The 15,550-nt window shown below is 64.1% G+C and carries 12 protein-coding genes and 2 rRNA genes; 5 read left to right on the forward strand and 9 right to left on the reverse strand.

What is annotated here, in order from left to right; translation table 11 throughout:
• Nucleotides 1-147 precede the first annotated feature (147 nt).
• Nucleotides 148-1,470 (forward strand): MFS transporter, encoded by a 1,323-nt coding sequence (locus B597_RS40355; protein WP_003297081.1) that lies wholly within the window; start codon nucleotides 148-150, stop codon nucleotides 1,468-1,470.
• Nucleotides 1,471-1,679: 209 nt separating this feature from the next.
• Nucleotides 1,680-3,938 carry a glucosylglycerol-phosphate synthase gene (gene ggpS / locus B597_RS40360; protein ID WP_024162373.1) on the forward strand — a complete coding sequence of 753 codons (2,259 nt, stop codon included), beginning with the start codon at nucleotides 1,680-1,682 and terminating at the stop codon, nucleotides 3,936-3,938.
• Between the two features lie 38 nt (nucleotides 3,939-3,976).
• Here the strand turns inward: ggpS and arfB are convergent, their stop codons facing one another.
• Nucleotides 3,977-4,390: an alternative ribosome rescue aminoacyl-tRNA hydrolase ArfB gene (gene arfB, locus B597_RS40365; RefSeq protein WP_003297083.1), complete on the reverse strand. Its 414-nt coding sequence runs from the start codon at nucleotides 4,388-4,390 to the stop codon at nucleotides 3,977-3,979.
• A gap of 137 nt (nucleotides 4,391-4,527) precedes the next feature.
• Here arfB and B597_RS40370 point away from each other — a divergent pair, with 137 nt between their 5' ends.
• Entirely contained in the window at nucleotides 4,528-5,571 is a 1,044-nt protein-coding gene (locus B597_RS40370; RefSeq protein ID WP_003297084.1) for a metal-dependent hydrolase, read from the forward strand.
• Between the two features lie 35 nt (nucleotides 5,572-5,606).
• Here B597_RS40370 and B597_RS40375 read toward each other — a convergent pair whose 3' ends face one another.
• On the reverse strand, nucleotides 5,607-7,559 hold the full coding sequence (locus tag B597_RS40375; RefSeq protein WP_003297086.1) for a HAMP domain-containing methyl-accepting chemotaxis protein: 1,953 nt from the start codon (nucleotides 7,557-7,559) through the stop codon (nucleotides 5,607-5,609).
• Nucleotides 7,560-7,892: 333 nt separating this feature from the next.
• Here B597_RS40375 and B597_RS40380 point away from each other — a divergent pair, with 333 nt between their 5' ends.
• Nucleotides 7,893-8,615, forward strand: a complete 723-nt coding sequence (locus tag B597_RS40380) for a TorF family putative porin (RefSeq protein ID WP_003297087.1) — start codon at nucleotides 7,893-7,895, stop codon at nucleotides 8,613-8,615.
• A gap of 258 nt (nucleotides 8,616-8,873) precedes the next feature.
• On the opposite strand, the gene B597_RS40385 is transcribed toward B597_RS40380, so the two are convergent.
• The 5 genes from B597_RS40385 to B597_RS40405 form a co-directional block, all read right to left on the reverse strand.
• Complete coding sequence (locus tag B597_RS40385) at nucleotides 8,874-10,652, reverse strand: ABC transporter ATP-binding protein (RefSeq protein WP_003297088.1); 1,779 nt, start codon at nucleotides 10,650-10,652, stop codon at nucleotides 8,874-8,876.
• The gene (locus B597_RS40390; protein ID WP_003297089.1) at nucleotides 10,645-11,274 is read right to left on the reverse strand and encodes a DsbA family protein; all 630 of its coding nucleotides are present in this window, start codon (nucleotides 11,272-11,274) and stop codon (nucleotides 10,645-10,647) included. The genes B597_RS40385 and B597_RS40390 overlap by 8 nt, the downstream gene beginning before the upstream one ends.
• Nucleotides 11,275-11,313: 39 nt before the next feature.
• Complete coding sequence (locus B597_RS40395) at nucleotides 11,314-12,249, reverse strand: oxygen-dependent tRNA uridine(34) hydroxylase TrhO (protein WP_003297091.1); 936 nt, start codon at nucleotides 12,247-12,249, stop codon at nucleotides 11,314-11,316.
• Between the two features lie 139 nt (nucleotides 12,250-12,388).
• Nucleotides 12,389-12,685 (reverse strand): BolA family protein, encoded by a 297-nt coding sequence (locus tag B597_RS40400; protein WP_003297093.1) that lies wholly within the window; start codon nucleotides 12,683-12,685, stop codon nucleotides 12,389-12,391.
• 11 nt (nucleotides 12,686-12,696) lie between these two features.
• Complete coding sequence (locus B597_RS40405) at nucleotides 12,697-13,203, reverse strand: DUF2059 domain-containing protein (RefSeq protein WP_003297094.1); 507 nt, start codon at nucleotides 13,201-13,203, stop codon at nucleotides 12,697-12,699.
• 149 nt (nucleotides 13,204-13,352) lie between these two features.
• Between B597_RS40405 and B597_RS0223665 the strand changes: the two genes are divergently transcribed.
• On the forward strand, nucleotides 13,353-14,732 hold the full coding sequence (locus B597_RS0223665) for a class II fumarate hydratase (protein WP_003297095.1): 1,380 nt from the start codon (nucleotides 13,353-13,355) through the stop codon (nucleotides 14,730-14,732).
• Nucleotides 14,733-15,090: 358 nt separating this feature from the next.
• On the opposite strand, the gene rrf is transcribed toward B597_RS0223665, so the two are convergent.
• Nucleotides 15,091-15,206 (reverse strand): 5S ribosomal RNA (gene rrf / locus B597_RS40410).
• 142 nt (nucleotides 15,207-15,348) lie between these two features.
• A 23S ribosomal RNA gene (locus tag B597_RS40415) occupies nucleotides 15,349-15,550 on the reverse strand; the annotation flags it as partial.

The raw sequence follows: 15,550 nt of genomic DNA on the forward strand, positions 1-15,550 counted from the left end.
TGTCGCCCTACCTGGCAATCGGCCATTTTCTCACCTTGCCGATGTGCTTCAAAAGCGCCCCAGATCGCTCGAATCAGCGGCTTGAAGCGCGGCCCTCACCCGCCGCGCTACTTGTTTTTGCGAGCGTTGTTACATAGGGTGTTACCGATGAAATCCTTGATTGCCCCCATCAGTTCGTTACTCGCTGGCGTGGCCCTGCTTCTACTTGGGCATGGTCTGCTCAACACCCTCCTCACCCTGCGCGGCGTCGCCGAAGGCTACTCGACCGGCCTGATCGGCCTGCTGATGTCCGGCTACTTCGCCGGATTCCTGCTCGGCACCTGGCTGGCGCCATCGCTCATTCGGCGAATCGGCCATATCCGCACCTTCGCCTTCTATGCCGCACTGGCCGCGGTGGCCGTGCTGTTGCACGTGCTGATCGTCAACCCCTGGGTGTGGCTGGTGCTGCGGGTACTCTACGGCGTATCGCTGGTGACGCTGTACATGGTCATCGAAAGCTGGCTGAACGCTCAGGTCAGCGGCGAGAAACGCGGCCAGGTATTCGCCCTGTACATGGCCGTCAACCTCGGTGCACTGGCGGCCGCGCAGCAGTTGCTGAACCTCGACACGGCGATGAACTTCACGCTGTTCGCCCTGGCGGCGATTCTCATCAGCAGCGCCCTGATGCCCATCACCCTGACCCGCCAGGCCCAGCCTGCGCTGCCGGACATGCCGGCCACGGATCTGTTGCAGCTGGCCCGGATCGCTCCGCTACCCTTGATGGCAGCCGGCATTTCCGGGCTGACGCTCGGCGGCTTCTGGGGCCTGGCACCGGTGTACGCCAGCCAGGTCGGCTTCGATGCTGCCGGCGTTGGTCTGTTGATGAGCGTGACCATCCTAGGGGGTGCGGTGCTGCAGTGGCCGATCGGGCTGTTCTCCGACAAGCATGACCGTCGAGTGGTGCTGCTGTGGGTCGTGACCATCGCTGCCGTGCTGGCGTTGATCATCACGCCGATTCTCGCCGGATCCCTTCTGCTGGGGCTGATGTTCCTCTGGGGCGGCCTGGCCTTCTCGATCTATTCCATCGCCGTGGCGCAGATGGTCGACCAGTTGCACCCGGACGAGATTCTCTCCGGCTCCAGCGGGCTGCTGCTGGCCAACGGCTTCGGGGCTGCCTTCGGGCCAGTGGTTGCCGGCGGCCTGATGCATCTGTTCGGCGCCGTCGCCCTGCCGCTGTTCTTCGCCGTGACGCTCGGCCTGCTGGCGCTCTATTCGTACTGGCGGCCACGGCGCGTCGTCGATCTGGTCACCGAGCCGCACGGGCACTTCACACCGATGCTGCGCACCAGCCATACCGTGCTGGAGCTGATGCCCGACACGCCCGAAACCATTGCGGAACAGACGGAAACCGCCGAAGCGGACATTCTCGACGAGTACCAGCCGCCTCTCGAGGAGGAGGAACCCAGCTCCCAGCGAACCGGCACGCTTTGAATCGATGAGGGCGCAACAATGATTGCGCTCCGCCAGCGCCACGGCTGACCACGCCCTGGCGCCGCGTCGACGACCGGACCATGCCCGGCACCGTCGCCGCCCTGAAATCTGCCAATACACCCGGTCGCCTACAGGGTAGGCCGGATGCCATTTGCTCGTCGGCCCAGGTCGGCGCGTCACTGCACCACTCATGGACAGGAAGACAGCGCATGCTACTTGCCACCGATCTCGATGGAACCTTTCTTGGCGGCGAACCACAGGATCGTCTCAGCCTCTATCAGACCATCACCGCCCATCCGGACATTCAACTCGCCTACGTCACCGGGCGCAGCCTCGAAGCCGTGCTGCCCTTGCTGGCGGACCCCACGCTGCCGCAGCCGGACTACATCATCGCCGACGTCGGCGCCAGCCTCTATCACGGCGAAACCCTGCTGCCGATCCAACCGCTGCAGCAGCACATCGAAACCCGCTGGCCCGGCGAAACGGCCATCGCCGAAGCCCTGACCGCCTTCCCCGAGCTGGTCCGCCAGGATGTACCCCAGGCCCGTCGCTGCTCGTACTTCTGCACGCCGGAACAGGCCGCCGATCCCGCCCTGAAAATCGCCGCCGAGCGCCTGGGCTGCGACCTGCTCTATTCGGCCGACCTCTACCTGGACTTCCTCCCCCGCGGCGTGAACAAGGGCAGCAGCCTGCTGCGCCTGATCGAAACCCTGGGGCTGGACCCCGAGCAGGTGCTGGTCGCCGGCGATACCCTGAACGACCTGAGCATGCTCGGCTGCGGACTCAAGGGCGTCTGCGTCGGGCAATCCGAGCCTGGCCTGCTGGAGCAGACGCGCAGCTGCACCCGCGTGCTGCATGCCGATGCCCCCGGTTGCGGCGGCATCATCCAGGCCTTCGCCCACTTCGGCTTCCTCGGCGAACACGGCTTCGCCGCCGAGAGTCGCAAGGCCGCCGAGCCCGGCCAGGCCGATCTGGTCATCGTCTATCACCGCCTGCCCTATGAAGAGCACCGGGTGGAGGGACGCATCCAGCGCCGCCGGCCGACGTCCCCCAACGGCATCATCCCGACGCTGCTGAGCTTCTTCGCCGATGGCCGCAAGGGGTCCTGGGTGGCCTGGGCCGAACATGACGAGGCCGACGGCCCGTTCGACAGCCACACCACGGTCGATGCCGAGCGCTACCCGCGCCTCACCGCCGCCCGGGTTCCGTTGAGCAAGGATGAGGTCGACACCTTCTACAAGCGCTTTTCCAAGGAGGCCTTCTGGCCGACCCTGCACACTTTCTGGGAGCGCGCGGTGTTCAACGAGGCCGACTGGCAGGTATTCCTGCAGGTCAACCGCGCCTTCGCCGAGCGTACCGCCCGCGAAGCCGCCGAAGGCGCGACCGTGTGGCTGCACGATTACAACCTGTGGATGGTCCCGGCCTATCTGCGCGAGCTGCGCCCGGACCTCAGGCTGGCATTCTTCCATCACACCTACTTCCCCTCGGCGGACGTGTTCAACGTGGTGCCCTGGCGCCGGCAGATCGTCGGCAGCCTGTTGCAGTGCGATTACATCGGTTTCCATATCCCGCGCCAGGTGGAGAACTTCGTCGACGTCGCCCGCGGCGTGTTCCCGCTGGAAACCCTCGCGCGACAGAACTGCGCGCCCCGCTTCGTGACCTATGGCTGCGCCGTCGGGCTCGACAGCGTGACCACCGAAGTGGACACCGGCATGCGCCGGGTCAAGCTCGGCGCCCACCCGGTGGGGCTGGATCTGGACCGGGTACGCAACGCCCTCGCCCGCGAACCGGTGCGCCAGCGCATGGCCCGGCTGCGGCAGGAACTGGCAGGCGTACGACTGATTCTCGCCGTGGAGCGACTGGATTACACCAAGGGCGTGCTGGAGAAGCTCCAGGCGTTCGAAGCGATGCTGGCGAGCAATCCCGAACTGCACGGCAAGGTCACCCTGGCCAGCATCTGCGTACCGGCGGCGCAGGAAATCTCGATCTACGACGAGCTGCAGGGGCAGATCGAACAGGCCGTGGGCCGCATCAATGGGCGCTTCGCCAGCATCGGCTGGACCCCGGTGCAGTTCTTCTTCCGCAGCCACCCGTTCGACGAAGTCGTGGCCTGGTATGCCATGGCCGACGTCATGTGGATCACGCCGCTGCGCGACGGGCTGAACCTGGTTGCGAAGGAATTCGTCGCCACCCAGGGGCTACTGGATGGCTGTGGGGTGCTGGTGCTCTCGGAGTTCGCCGGGGCGGCGGCGGAGCTCAAGGGCGCGCTTCTGACCAACCCGCACGATACGGCCGATCTCGCGGCAACCTGCTATCTGGCGTTGAACATGCCGAAAAGCGAAGCCCGCGCGCGGCTGCGCGAGCTGTACGGCATCGTCAGCTTCAATGACATTCGGCGCTGGGGCGATGAATTCCTGAGTTCGCTGGAACAGCATCAGCCATTGCCGGCCGAGACGCTCGGCGCCTGAATGGCTGCGTGGCCGGGCAACTCGCCGGGCGCCAGCCCTCAATAATCCACCTTGCCCCGCCCGGCCTTGACCGCTCCGCGTTTGGCCTTGCCCTCCAGCCGGCGCTTCTTGGAGCCCAGCGTCGGCCGGGTCGGGCGGCGCGTCTTGTCGACCTTGGCGACGCTGCGGATCAGCTCGGCCAGGCGCTCCAGCGCATCGACGCGATTCTGCTCCTGGGTGCGATAACGCTGCGCCTTGATGACCACCACGCCATCACTGGTGATCCGACTGTCACGCAGGACCAGCAGGCGCTCCTTGTAGAACGGTGGCAGCGACGAGGCATCGATGTCGAAACGCAGATGCAGCGCACTGGAGACCTTATTGACGTTCTGCCCGCCGGCGCCCTGGGCTCGGATGGCGGTCAGCTCGATTTCGGTGTCCGGCAATTGCACGGCATTCGAGATTTCCAGCATGGCAACTCACTGTGGGACGGATTGGCGGGGATATTGTCGTATTCCTCGGCAGCCACCGACATGTTTTTTATGGATTTCGCCGAATGCACGCAGGCGCATTCGGCTAAGGTAAAGCCCCGCTTCGAACGGACCACGCCATGGATTCGATCACCCAGGCCGTACTCGGCGCCAGCGTCCAGGCCGCCCTGCTGGGACGCTGGCAAGGCCGCAAGGCGCTGCTCTACGGCGCCCTGCTCGGCACCCTGCCGGATCTCGACGTGGTCATCGACTACGGCGACGCCGTGTCCAACATGACCTATCACCGCGGCTTCAGCCATTCGCTGCTGGTCGTCAGCCTGGTTGCCGGGCTGCTGACCTGGCTGGCCCGGCGCTGGCGCCCCGATCCGCGCTATTCCGGCAGGCGCCTGTTTCTCACGCTCTGGCTGGTGCTGGCGACCCATGCGCTGCTGGATGCCTTCACCAGTTTCGGCACCCAGTTGCTATGGCCGCTGCACATGACACCGGTCGCCTGGTCGAGCATCTTCATCATCGACCCGCTGTACAGCGTGCCGCTGCTCCTGGCGGTGCTGGCCGGCCTCCTGTTCGGCCTGCAGGGGCGGCTGGCGCGCTGGCCGCTGCTAGCATTGCTCGTTTCGTCGCTGTATCTGGGCTCCACGCTGGCCGGCAAGCAGATGGCCGAGCAGCGTGTGCGAGACGTCATGGTCCGCGAAGGCATCCAGGCCGAACACCTGTTCAGCACGCCGACGCCGTTCAACAGCCTGTTGTGGCGGGTAATCGTGGTGGACGGTGAGTTCTATCACGAAGCGCTGGTCAGCTGGCTGGACGACATGCCGCCAGAGCTGGTGCGCCTCCCGCGCGACAGCCATCTGGCCGCGGCCCTGCAGGACTCGCCACAGCATGCGCGACTGCGATGGTTCACCGACGACGTGTTGCGCTACGACGAAAGCGCTGGCCTACTGCTGGTCACCGACCTGCGCCTGGGCATGACCGGCTTCCATCCCTTCCGCTTTCCCCTGGCCGAACGCGCGGAGGACAGCTGGCAGCTCATCGACCGGCCCGAGCGCCTGCCGGCCGACCGCGGCGATCTGGATCGCCTGCTGCAGATCTGGAAGCGCATCTGGCATCAGTATCCGCCGCTGCCGCTGGCAGCCTGGGCGGCGGAACTGGACGGCGAGCGATAAGGCAGGGCGAGCCCGGACCGGCCCGCCTTTCCCCCTCAGGTACGAAATTGCCGGACCAGCTCCTGCAGTTCGACACCGAGCCGCGCCAGCTCGGCGCTGGCGCCGGCCGTCTGCTCGGTGGCACTGGCGCTCTGATCGCCGATGTCGCGCACGCGGGTCACGCTCTCGGAAATATTTTCCGCTACCGCGCTCTGCTCCTCGGCCGCCGCGGCAATCTGCTGATTCATCTGCTCGATGGTGGAAACCGACTCGGTGATGCGCCCCAGGGCGACGCCAGCCTCGTTGGCCAGTTCCACCGTACGCTGAGTGAGATCGCGGCTGTTCCGCATCTGCTCGACGGCCTGCTGCGCGACTCGCTGCAGATTGCCGATCAACCCTTCGATCTCCTCGGTGGAGTCGTGGGTGCGCCGCGCCAGGGCGCGCACTTCATCGGCCACCACGGCGAAACCGCGCCCCTGCTCGCCGGCACGGGCCGCCTCGATGGCCGCGTTGAGCGCCAGCAGGTTGGTCTGTTCGGCGACCGCGCGGATCACTTCCAGCACACTGCCGATGCGCCCGCTCTCGGCATGCAGCGCTTCGATGGCATGCGCCGACTGGTCGACCTCGCCGGCCAGGTTGCCGATCTGGCCGACGGCATCCTGCACCACCCTGTCGCCCTGGCGCGCCTGCTGATCGGCCTGGCGCGCGGCACTCGAGGCCTGCTCGGCGTTACGCGCCACCTCCTGCACCGTGGCCGCCATTTCGTGCATGGCCGTTGCGACCTGCTCGGTCTCCAGGCGCTGGGTCTGCACGCCGGCGCTGGTCTGCGCGGTGACCGCGGAAAGCTGCTCGGCAGCTGTCGCGATCTGGCTGACGCCACCGCCGATACGCCCGATCAGGGTGCGCAGGCTTTCGGTCATGCTGTGCATGGCGTTCTGCAACTGGCCCACTTCGTCGCGCCGGATGCTCGCCTGGGAATAGGTCAGGTCCCCGCCGGCGACGCGCTGTGCCTGCTGCACGATGGCGCGCAGCGGCCCGACGATCATCCGCGAGATCGACACGGCGGCCAGCAGCCCGATGAAGATCGCCAACGCACCGATGACGGCCAGCAGCGTATAGGTGCTGCGACGCTGCTGTTCCATGGCGACAGTCGCGCTGGCCAGCGCTTCGCGGGCGGCATCGATCACCACCTCCGACTGCTGGGCCATCGACCGCTCGAGCGCGAGGCGCTTGCTGCGATTCAGGCGGAACTCGTCGAAGGCCGCGCGGTAGTTCTCCAGTTCGGCCAGGGCCTTGTCCATGGAGGCCTTCTGCTCATCATCCAGCCAGACCTTCAGGTTGCCGCCGACGGCCGTCACGTTGCCATGAAGCTCTTTCCAGCTCTCGACCGCCGCATCGGAGCTGTTGCCGACGTAGACATTCTCCAGGGTACGCATGTCGAGAATCTGCTTGGTCAAGCCGGAGGTGGCCTCGGCGATGGTCAGCGGATCGCTGCCCTTGAGGCGATCGCCCTCCAGCTGCAGGACGCGCACCGCATCGTACATATCGAGTTCGATGAATTCGAACTCCTCGCGGCTGACCTGCGCGGCCTCCTGCATCCGCGCGCGCAGCGCCACGCCGCGCTCGATCAGCACGCCATATTCGTCGAACTGCCGCCCGTATTCATCCGCGGCCTGGCGAATCCGCGCCAAGTGGGGTTGCTCCACGTCGCTGGAATCGATGGCCAGCGTGGCCAGCTCGTCGTTGAGCCGCTGCAGCGACCTGTGCAGCGCATCGGCCGAGGCCTGCTGGCGCGTCAGCGCATAGTCACGTTCGTCTCCCCGCGCAGCGAGAATGGAGGCATTGACCGTGGAAAATTGATTGATCTGGTTCGCCCGCGCGAGGATTTCGTCGACAGCGATGAAGCCGGTGCCGGCCACGCCCAGGGTCAGCAGCAGCACCACGCCAAAACCGTAGATCAGCTTCTTGCCGACCGGCAGATTGGAGAAGAAATTCAGCACTGATTCCATCAGAAACATTCCACAAATGAAGGGCACGACAGGGAAGTCGGCAGAGAGTACTGATAGTTGAGCAATTAATCATGATTTTTTGACGCCTTAAGACTGACGGACAGGATATGCCCCATGCATCGAAGCGGTGCACACCCTTCACAATGCTGGCAAAGCGCCCCAGCGCAGCGCGCCGTTGAGTCCACTGCAAGCGAAAAATCAACATATCCAGTTGATTTATAAATACTTTTCTGAGTTGGCAAGCATTCTGCTTCTGGACCCATCACCTGATCCTGCAATCAGGTTTTCCAGGACGAGGGCCCACCCTCGCGTACCGACACAGGGAGTCAAAGCATGTTCAAGAAACTCACAGTGGCAGTTGCCGCAGCGTCCGCAATGGGCTTCAGCGCATTGGCCGTCAGCGAGACGGTGCCCTCTCCGCTCGGCGATTTCGACGTCAGCATGACCGCCACTCTGGCCAGCGATTACATCTGGCGCGGCCAGTCGCAGACCGCCGGCGAAACCGCTATCCAGGGCAGCCTGGACGTCGCACACGAAAGCGGCCTCTATGCCGGCATCTGGGCCTCGAACGTCGACGATGCGGCTTTCCCGGGTAACACCAGCGGCGCCGACATCGAAGTCGACTACTACGTCGGCTACGGCTATGGCTTCACCGATGACATCTCCGCCGACCTGCAGCTGGCCAAGTACGCCTACCCGCAGGCCAGCGAGTGGAACGGTTACGAAATCATCCCGAGCATCACCGCCTACGGCTTCACCCTGGGCTACAAGTACGGCGTCGAGACGGGTGTGCACCCGTCCTACACCTGGGCCGGCTACGAATATGAGCTGCCCTACGAAACGACCCTGTTCGCCAGCTACGGCTACACCGATGCCAAGGCCGGTGGCGAGGACTACAACGACTGGGCCGTCGGCGTGGGCAAGACCCTCTTCGGCCTGGACGTGACGCTGACCTACACCGACACCGACATTTCCTCTGCGGACTGCGAAGCCATCTATGGCAAGGACGACTACTGCGACTCCAACCTGACCGTCGCCGTTTCCAAGTCCTTCTGATGGACTCCGGCCCCGCTAGGCGGCCAGAGCACGCAAGACCTTTGGTTTGAGCCGCCCCACGGGGCGGTTTTTTTTAGGCCATGTATTGCCGGCCTGGCTCGAATTTCTTGCAACAGTCGATGTTCGAGCGCCCGCGGGTAGGTTGGCGCTGAGCGCAGCGAAGCCCAACAGGCAAGGGCACAAACGTGTCGGGTTCGTCACTTCGCTCCTCAGGCTACGCGCCCCGACCCAACGCGTCCCGTCCGCCAGCGTCTCCGCTCAGTGCTGCAGGTGCCCGTACAGCCGGGCGTACAGGCCGCCTTCGGCGATCAGTTGCTGATGATCGCCCTCCTCGGCAATCCGTCCGCCATCGAATACCAGCACCCGGTCGGCCTGTTTTACCGCCGACAGCCGGTGGGCGATGATCAGTGTCGTGCGCCCCTCGAGGAAACGATTCAATCCCTGATGCAGGGCGTACTCGGTAGCCGCATCCAGCGCCGAGGTGGCTTCGTCCAGGATCACCACCTTCGGATCGGCAAGCACCATTCGTGCGACTGCCAGGCGCTGACGCTGGCCACCGGACAAGCGCACGCCGGAACGCCCGACCACGCTGTCCAGTCCGTTCGGCAACTGGCGTATGGTTTCCGCCAGCTGGGCGATTTCCAGGGCACGCCAGCAGCGTTCGTCGTCCCGCTCACGCCCCATGGTCAGGTTGGCGCGCACGGTGTCGTTGAACAGCGCCGGATGCTGCAGCACGACGGCGACGTTGTCGCGCACGGTGTTCAGCCCGATGTCCTCCAGCGGCACGCCGCCGAAGCGGATCTGCCCGGCCTGTGGCTGGTAGAGCCCCAGCAGTAGCTGCACCAGCGTGCTCTTGCCCCCTCCACTGGCGCCAACGACGGCAACCTTTTCCCCTGCGGCGATGCTGAGGTCCAGCCCCTCGAGAACCGGCTCGTCCTGGTAGGCGAACTGTAGCCCACGCACATCAATGGCGACCGTCGCCTGACCCGCGAACGGATCGCGGCTACCGGGATACTGCGGCTCGTCGGCGCGGGCCAGCAACTGGTTGATCCGCCCCAGCGCACCACCGGCGGCGTAGAACGCGTACTGCAGGCTGAGCAATTGCTCCACCGGGCCGATCATGAACCAGAGGTAGCTGAACACCGCGAGCATCTGGCCAATGGAGAGATCGGAGAACAATACGGTCAGCATCGCCGCTGCGCGGAAGACATCGATGCCGAACTGGAACAACAGGCCACTGGCGCGGTTGGAGGCATCGGTCTTCCACTGCGATGCCACCGCGTAGTCGCGTACCTCGCGGGCGCGCAGCCCGAGGCGGCCCAGGAAGAACCCCTGGCGGTTGCCAGCCCGGACCTCCTGGATCGCGTCGAGGGTCTCGGTGAGTGCCTGGGTGAAGCGCGAGGTACTGTCGTTCTCCAGTTTCTTCAGGTGTTTGACGCGTTTGCCCAGCTGCACCGTGGCGTAGATCACCAGCGGGTTGAACAGCAGGATCAGCAATGCCAGCTGCCAATGCATCCAGACCAGGATGGCCGCGGTGCCGACGATCGACAGCAGCGCCACGAGGAAACGGCTGAGGGTCTCGCCGATGAACTTGTCGATGGTTTCCAGATCGGTGACCAGGTGCGTCGCCACCGTGCCGCCGCCGAGGCTCTCGTATTCCGCCAGCGCGATGCGCTTGAGCCGCTCGATCAGGCGGATGCGGATGCGGTAGACGATATCCTTGGACAACCGCGCGAACAGGCGTGCCTGCAGCACGTTGAATACCAGCGCCAGGGCCCGCAGCAACAGCGTCATGCAGAGCATCAGGCCGATGTAGCCGAGTGCGCTCTCCCAGCTCGCGGGCAGGAAGCGATCCATGAACTGCAGCGCAGTGTCGCCATCGCCCAGCAGCACCTCGTCCACCAGTAACGGCAGCAGCAGGGGAATCGGTACGCTGCACAGAGTCGCCAGCACGGCGACCAGGTTGGCCAGGATCAAGGCCTTGCGGTGATGCAGTGCGAGCCGGCGGATCTCCGCCCAACTGAGCCGGTCAGGCATGGGCATTGCGCTCCAGCCAGCGGCCCAGCAACGGTGCCAGCGCCTGCACGGGCTGGTAGCCATTGGTCAGCAACGCCAGTTGGCCCTCGCACTCGGCCAGCAGGGTCGGGAAGCCGGCGATCCCGAGATTTTCCACCCAGGCGAAATCGGCCTGGGTGGCGGCCCTCGCCTCTTGGGAGTCGTAGCGCTCGGCGAAGCTGCCGCGCGGTATACCGGCCGCCTCGGCCAGCTCTACCAGCAGCGCAGGCTGCGTCACGTCGCGGCCCTGCTCATAGAACGTCCGCTGGATCGACGTCGCCAGCGACCAGACGCGGGCCTGGTCGAGACTGCGTGCCGCTACCAGCGCCCGGCAAGCGGGCTCGGTGTCATAGACCAGGCCTTGCGGCAGCCCCGCGGCGAGGTTGAACGGCTGGCCGGTGGCTGCATGTACCGCCTGCCAATAGGAGAGGGTCCGCTCCCGCCCGGCCTGATCCATGGCCGCCCGCTCGCGGCGCAGCCCGCCGACCACCAGCTCCAGTCGCACGCCCTGCGCAGCGGCCTGCTCGGCCAGCGCCTGCAGCACTGGCGCGAAGCCCCAGCACCAGGAGCACATGGGGTCCATCACGTAAATCAGTCGGGCCACTACGATACTCCACTGCTTCTGGGCAATACGCCGGCCGGCTCAGCTGTCCAGTTGCCGCGGGTCGCGGCCGATGGGGTGTGGCTGATTGCGCTGGCGGGCCAGTTCGATCTGCTTCTGCCGCTCGCGGGCGCTGGCGCGGGTTTTCTCGCTCAGGGTATTCCAGCAGTGCGGACAGCTGATACCCGCAGCGTAGTGCTCGGACAGCCGATCTTCCACGGAAACCGGAGCGCGGCAGGCATGGCAGAGATCGAAATCACCGACGCTCAGGTCATGCCGCACGGTGACCCGGTTGTCGAATACGAAACAATCACCTCGCCAACGACTTTCTGCCTCCGGCACCTCCTCCAGATATTTGAGAATGCCACCCTTGAGGTGATAGACCTCTTCGAAACCCTCCCCCAGCATGTAGCTCGACGCCTTCTCGCAACGAATGCCGCCGGTGCAGAACATCGCCACCTTCTTGTGCCTGGCCGGGTCGTAGTGCGCCTTGATGTAGTCAGGAAACTCGCGGAACGATCTGGTCTTCGGATCGGCCGCACCTTCGAACGTGCCGATGGCCACTTCGTAGTCGTTGCGTGTGTCGATCAGCAGCACGTCCGGGTCGGCGATCAGAGCGTTCCACTCCTGCGGCTCGACATAGGTGCCGACTCGCTGGCTGGGGTCGACGCCCGCCACGCCCAGGGTGACGATTTCCTTCTTCAGCTTGACTTTGGTGCGGTAGAACGGCTGTTCGTCGCAGCAGGATTCCTTGTGATCGATATCGGCCAGTCGCGCATCGCGTCGAAACCAGGCGAGCAGCGCATCGATCGCCCGGCGAGTGCCGGACACCGTGCCGTTGATGCCTTCTTCGGCCAGCAACAGCGTGCCCTTGATGCCATTGTCGGTGAGCGTTTCGAGCAGGGGCTCACGCAGCGCGACGTAGTCCGGCAGGGAAACGAACTTGTACAGCGCCGCGACGACGATCTTCTGTGTCATAAGGTATTTCCACCAGTGGTCGCCCGCGTAAAGGGCGGACCGGATACAAACGAAAGCGCCGGCATGGGCCGGCGCGAGTGGGGAATTCTAACAAACAAGGTCAATGTTGCGCAGGGTACGACGGATTGGCCAGCCCCGCTTACTTATGCCCGCCAGCACAGACCGGTGACGGCGGCACCGCCGCCTGCTGCGCCCACTCCTCCGGCGTATAGGTATGCAGTGCCAGCGCATGGATCTGCGGCATCAAATCCCCCATCGCCGCATAGGCCTTCTGATGGCGCTTGACCGAATTCAACCCGGCGAACTGAGGGCTGACGATCACCGCCTTGTAGTGGGTTTCCTGCCCCCGGCTGTGCATATGGCTTTCGTCGAACACTTCGAGGTGCTCGGGCTGTAGTGCTTGCAGGGCGTCCTGGATCGAATCGAGTTTGGGCATGCCTGGCTCTCTCAAGGCTTCTGGGTATCGAGTTCGGCCGTCATGTCGGCCAACAGCTTGTTCACTTCCGGCACTGCGGCTTCCAGCTTCGCCTGGGTGAGCTGCGCTGAGCGGGCGTTGAGCTCCGGCAGTTTAGCAAGCATCTTCTTGCCCAGCGGCGACTGGTAGAAATCGATCAACTGATTCAGTTCGGTTTCGGAAAACTGGCCGGTATAGAGCGCGACCAGATCGGGCTTCAGCTTGTCCCAGCCGATCGCCTTGTCCAACGCAGCATCGGCCTGGGCCTGATAGCGTTCGAGCAGTGCCTTCTTGCTATCCGGCGCCTGGGTTTCGGCAAAGCGCTGGGCGAACATCTGCTGGACCTGGGCGTAGACCGGCACCGCGAGACGATCGGCATTGGCCAGTTGCAGGAAGCGTTCGGCGCTGTCCGCGTGGGTCGTGCTGTCGGCGATTGCCGATGGGCCGATACAGCTGAGAAGAATGGCGCAGCAGAAGCGGAGCGTGCGGTGCATGGACATTGGAAATACCTTGGGTGGGGATAGCTGGCTCTCAATGGACAGATTCTGCGCCCGGAGTTCCAATGGCTCAAGCGATGGACCGCAGCGCCACGGAACCCGCAGCGCCGCGAGGCAGCCTAAACCAAGCAATCAAACAGTGGAGCAACGGCATGACACGTACCGAGACCGACAGCCTGGGCCCCGTAGAGGTGCCGGAACAAGCCTATTGGGGAGCCCAGACGCAACGATCGCTGAGCAATTTCGAGATCGGCACCGAACGCATGCCGATCGAAGTATTGCATGCTCTTGCTCTGATCAAGAAAGCGGCGGCACGGGTCAATGACCGTATCGGCGATCTGCCACCGGACATCGCGCGCCTGATCGAACAGGCCGCCGACGAGGTGTTGCATGGCCAGCACGACGATCAGTTCCCGCTGGTGGTCTGGCAGACGGGCAGCGGCACGCAGAGCAACATGAACGTCAACGAAGTGATAGCGGGGCGCGCCAACGAACTGGCTGTAGGCAACAGAGGCGGCAAAAGCCCGGTGCACCCTAACGATCATGTCAATCGCGCGCAGAGCTCCAATGACTGCTTCCCTACCGCGATGCACATTGCCACCGCCAAGGCCGTGCATACCGATCTCTTACCGGCGCTCTCCGAATTGTCCGGTGGACTCACCGAGCAGGCAGCGCGTCACAACAAGCTGATCAAAACGGGGCGCACCCATATGATGGATGCCACCCCGATTACCTTCGGCCAGGAGATGTCGGCATTCGTCGCTCAGCTCGACATCGCCGAGCGGGCGATCCGGCAAAGCCTGCCGGCCGTGTACGAACTGGCGCAGGGCGGCACCGCCGTCGGCACCGGGCTGAACGCCCCGCACGGTTTCGCCGAAGCCATTGCCGCAGAGCTTGCAGCGCTTTCGGGCTTACCCTTCGTCTCGGCACCCAATAAATTCGCCGCATTGGCTGGGCATGAACCCCTGGTCGCGCTGTCCGGCGCGCTGAAGACCCTGGCCGTGGCGTTGATGAAACTGGCCAACGACCTTCGCCTGCTGGGCTCCGGACCACGCGGCGGTTTCGCCGAAGTGAAGCTGCCGGCCAACGAACCCGGCAGCTCCATCATGCCCGGCAAGGTCAACCCGACCCAGTGTGAGGCACTGTCAATGCTCGCCTGTCAGGTCATGGGCAACGATATGACCATCGGCTTCGCGGCAAGCCAGGGGCATTTGCAACTCAACGTGTTCAAACCGGTGATCGCCCACAATCTGCTGCAATCGATCCGCCTACTGGCTGACGGCTGCCGCAACTTCAATACCCACTGCATAGCGGGGCTCGAACCTGATCCTGCGCGCATGGCCGAGCATCTGGAACGAGGCCTGATGCTGGTAACCGCCCTGAACCCGCATATCGGTTACGACAAGGCCGCGGAAATCGCCAAGAAGGCTTACGCGGAGGGCAGCACCCTGCGCGAGGCGGCACTGGAACTCGGCTACCTGAGCAACGATGAATTCGAACAGTGGGTTCGTCCTGAAACCATGCTGGGGTGAAACGTGACCTATAGCGGGGGCCATTTGACGCAACAGAAATAGACAGACCGCGTCGAAGGCCTCTCAAGAATGAACAACGCCGACTGCGAGCAGCTTCCCCCGGATCGGCGCGCTCGGCCACTCGGCAGGAAATTGGTAGAAGGAGCCGTTCACAGATCGGCTTCGCTCTTCCGCCCCATTCCATACCCTTCAGCCCGCGGCTGGGCGCATCGTTTTCGCCGCTCACCGACCGCGCTCGGTCATGCATCTGCAGCGCAGCCGGCGCATAAGCGCCGACTGCGCATTTGCCCGCCCCTATTTTCCGACGCAAAAAGCAAACCCCCGACCTGCTTGCGCAGATCGGGGGTTTGGGATAGGTGCTTGACGATGACCTACTCTCACATGGGGAGACCCCACACTACCATCGGCGATGCGTCGTTTCACTGCTGAGTTCGGGATGGGATCAGGTGGTTCCAACGCTCTATGGTCGTCAAGCAATTCGGTTGCTGCCTCGGGGTTGAGCCGCTGCAGCGTATTGGGCATGTGATATATCGGTATTGCGTGTTCTCTGCAAATCTTCGGCTTTGTGTCGACTTCGACCGTCTGACACGCAAACAGCAAATTGTTTGGGTGTTATATGGTCAAGCCTCACGGGCAATTAGTATGGGTTAGCTCAACGCCTCACAACGCTTACACACCCCACCTATCAACGTCGTAGTCTTCGACGGCCCTTCAGGGAGCTCAAGGCTCCAGTGAGATCTCATCTTGAGGCAAGTTTCCCGCTTAGATGCTTTCAGCGGTTATCTCTTCCGAACATAGCTACCCGGCAATGCCACGGG

Source organism: Stutzerimonas stutzeri KOS6 (assembly GCF_000307775.2).
GTDB classification, from domain to species: domain Bacteria; phylum Pseudomonadota; class Gammaproteobacteria; order Pseudomonadales; family Pseudomonadaceae; genus Stutzerimonas; species Stutzerimonas stutzeri_B.

Excerpts from the sequence above, each read along its gene's own strand:
- B597_RS40395 (WP_003297091.1), bottom strand. The coding sequence starts at position 12,249 with ATGACACAGAAGATCGTCGTCGCGGCGCTGTACAAGTTCGTTTCCCTG.
- B597_RS40405 (WP_003297094.1), bottom strand. The coding sequence starts at position 13,203 with ATGTCCATGCACCGCACGCTCCGCTTCTGCTGCGCCATTCTTCTCAGC.
- ggpS (WP_024162373.1), top strand. The coding sequence starts at position 1,680 with ATGCTACTTGCCACCGATCTCGATGGAACCTTTCTTGGCGGCGAACCA.
- B597_RS40400 (WP_003297093.1), bottom strand. The coding sequence starts at position 12,685 with ATGCCCAAACTCGATTCGATCCAGGACGCCCTGCAAGCACTACAGCCC.
- B597_RS0223665 (WP_003297095.1), top strand. The coding sequence starts at position 13,353 with ATGACACGTACCGAGACCGACAGCCTGGGCCCCGTAGAGGTGCCGGAA.
- B597_RS40355 (WP_003297081.1), top strand. The coding sequence starts at position 148 with ATGAAATCCTTGATTGCCCCCATCAGTTCGTTACTCGCTGGCGTGGCC.
- B597_RS40370 (WP_003297084.1), top strand. The coding sequence starts at position 4,528 with ATGGATTCGATCACCCAGGCCGTACTCGGCGCCAGCGTCCAGGCCGCC.
- arfB (WP_003297083.1), bottom strand. The coding sequence starts at position 4,390 with ATGCTGGAAATCTCGAATGCCGTGCAATTGCCGGACACCGAAATCGAG.
- B597_RS40380 (WP_003297087.1), top strand. The coding sequence starts at position 7,893 with ATGTTCAAGAAACTCACAGTGGCAGTTGCCGCAGCGTCCGCAATGGGC.
- B597_RS40375 (WP_003297086.1), bottom strand. The coding sequence starts at position 7,559 with ATGGAATCAGTGCTGAATTTCTTCTCCAATCTGCCGGTCGGCAAGAAG.
- B597_RS40385 (WP_003297088.1), bottom strand. The coding sequence starts at position 10,652 with ATGCCTGACCGGCTCAGTTGGGCGGAGATCCGCCGGCTCGCACTGCAT.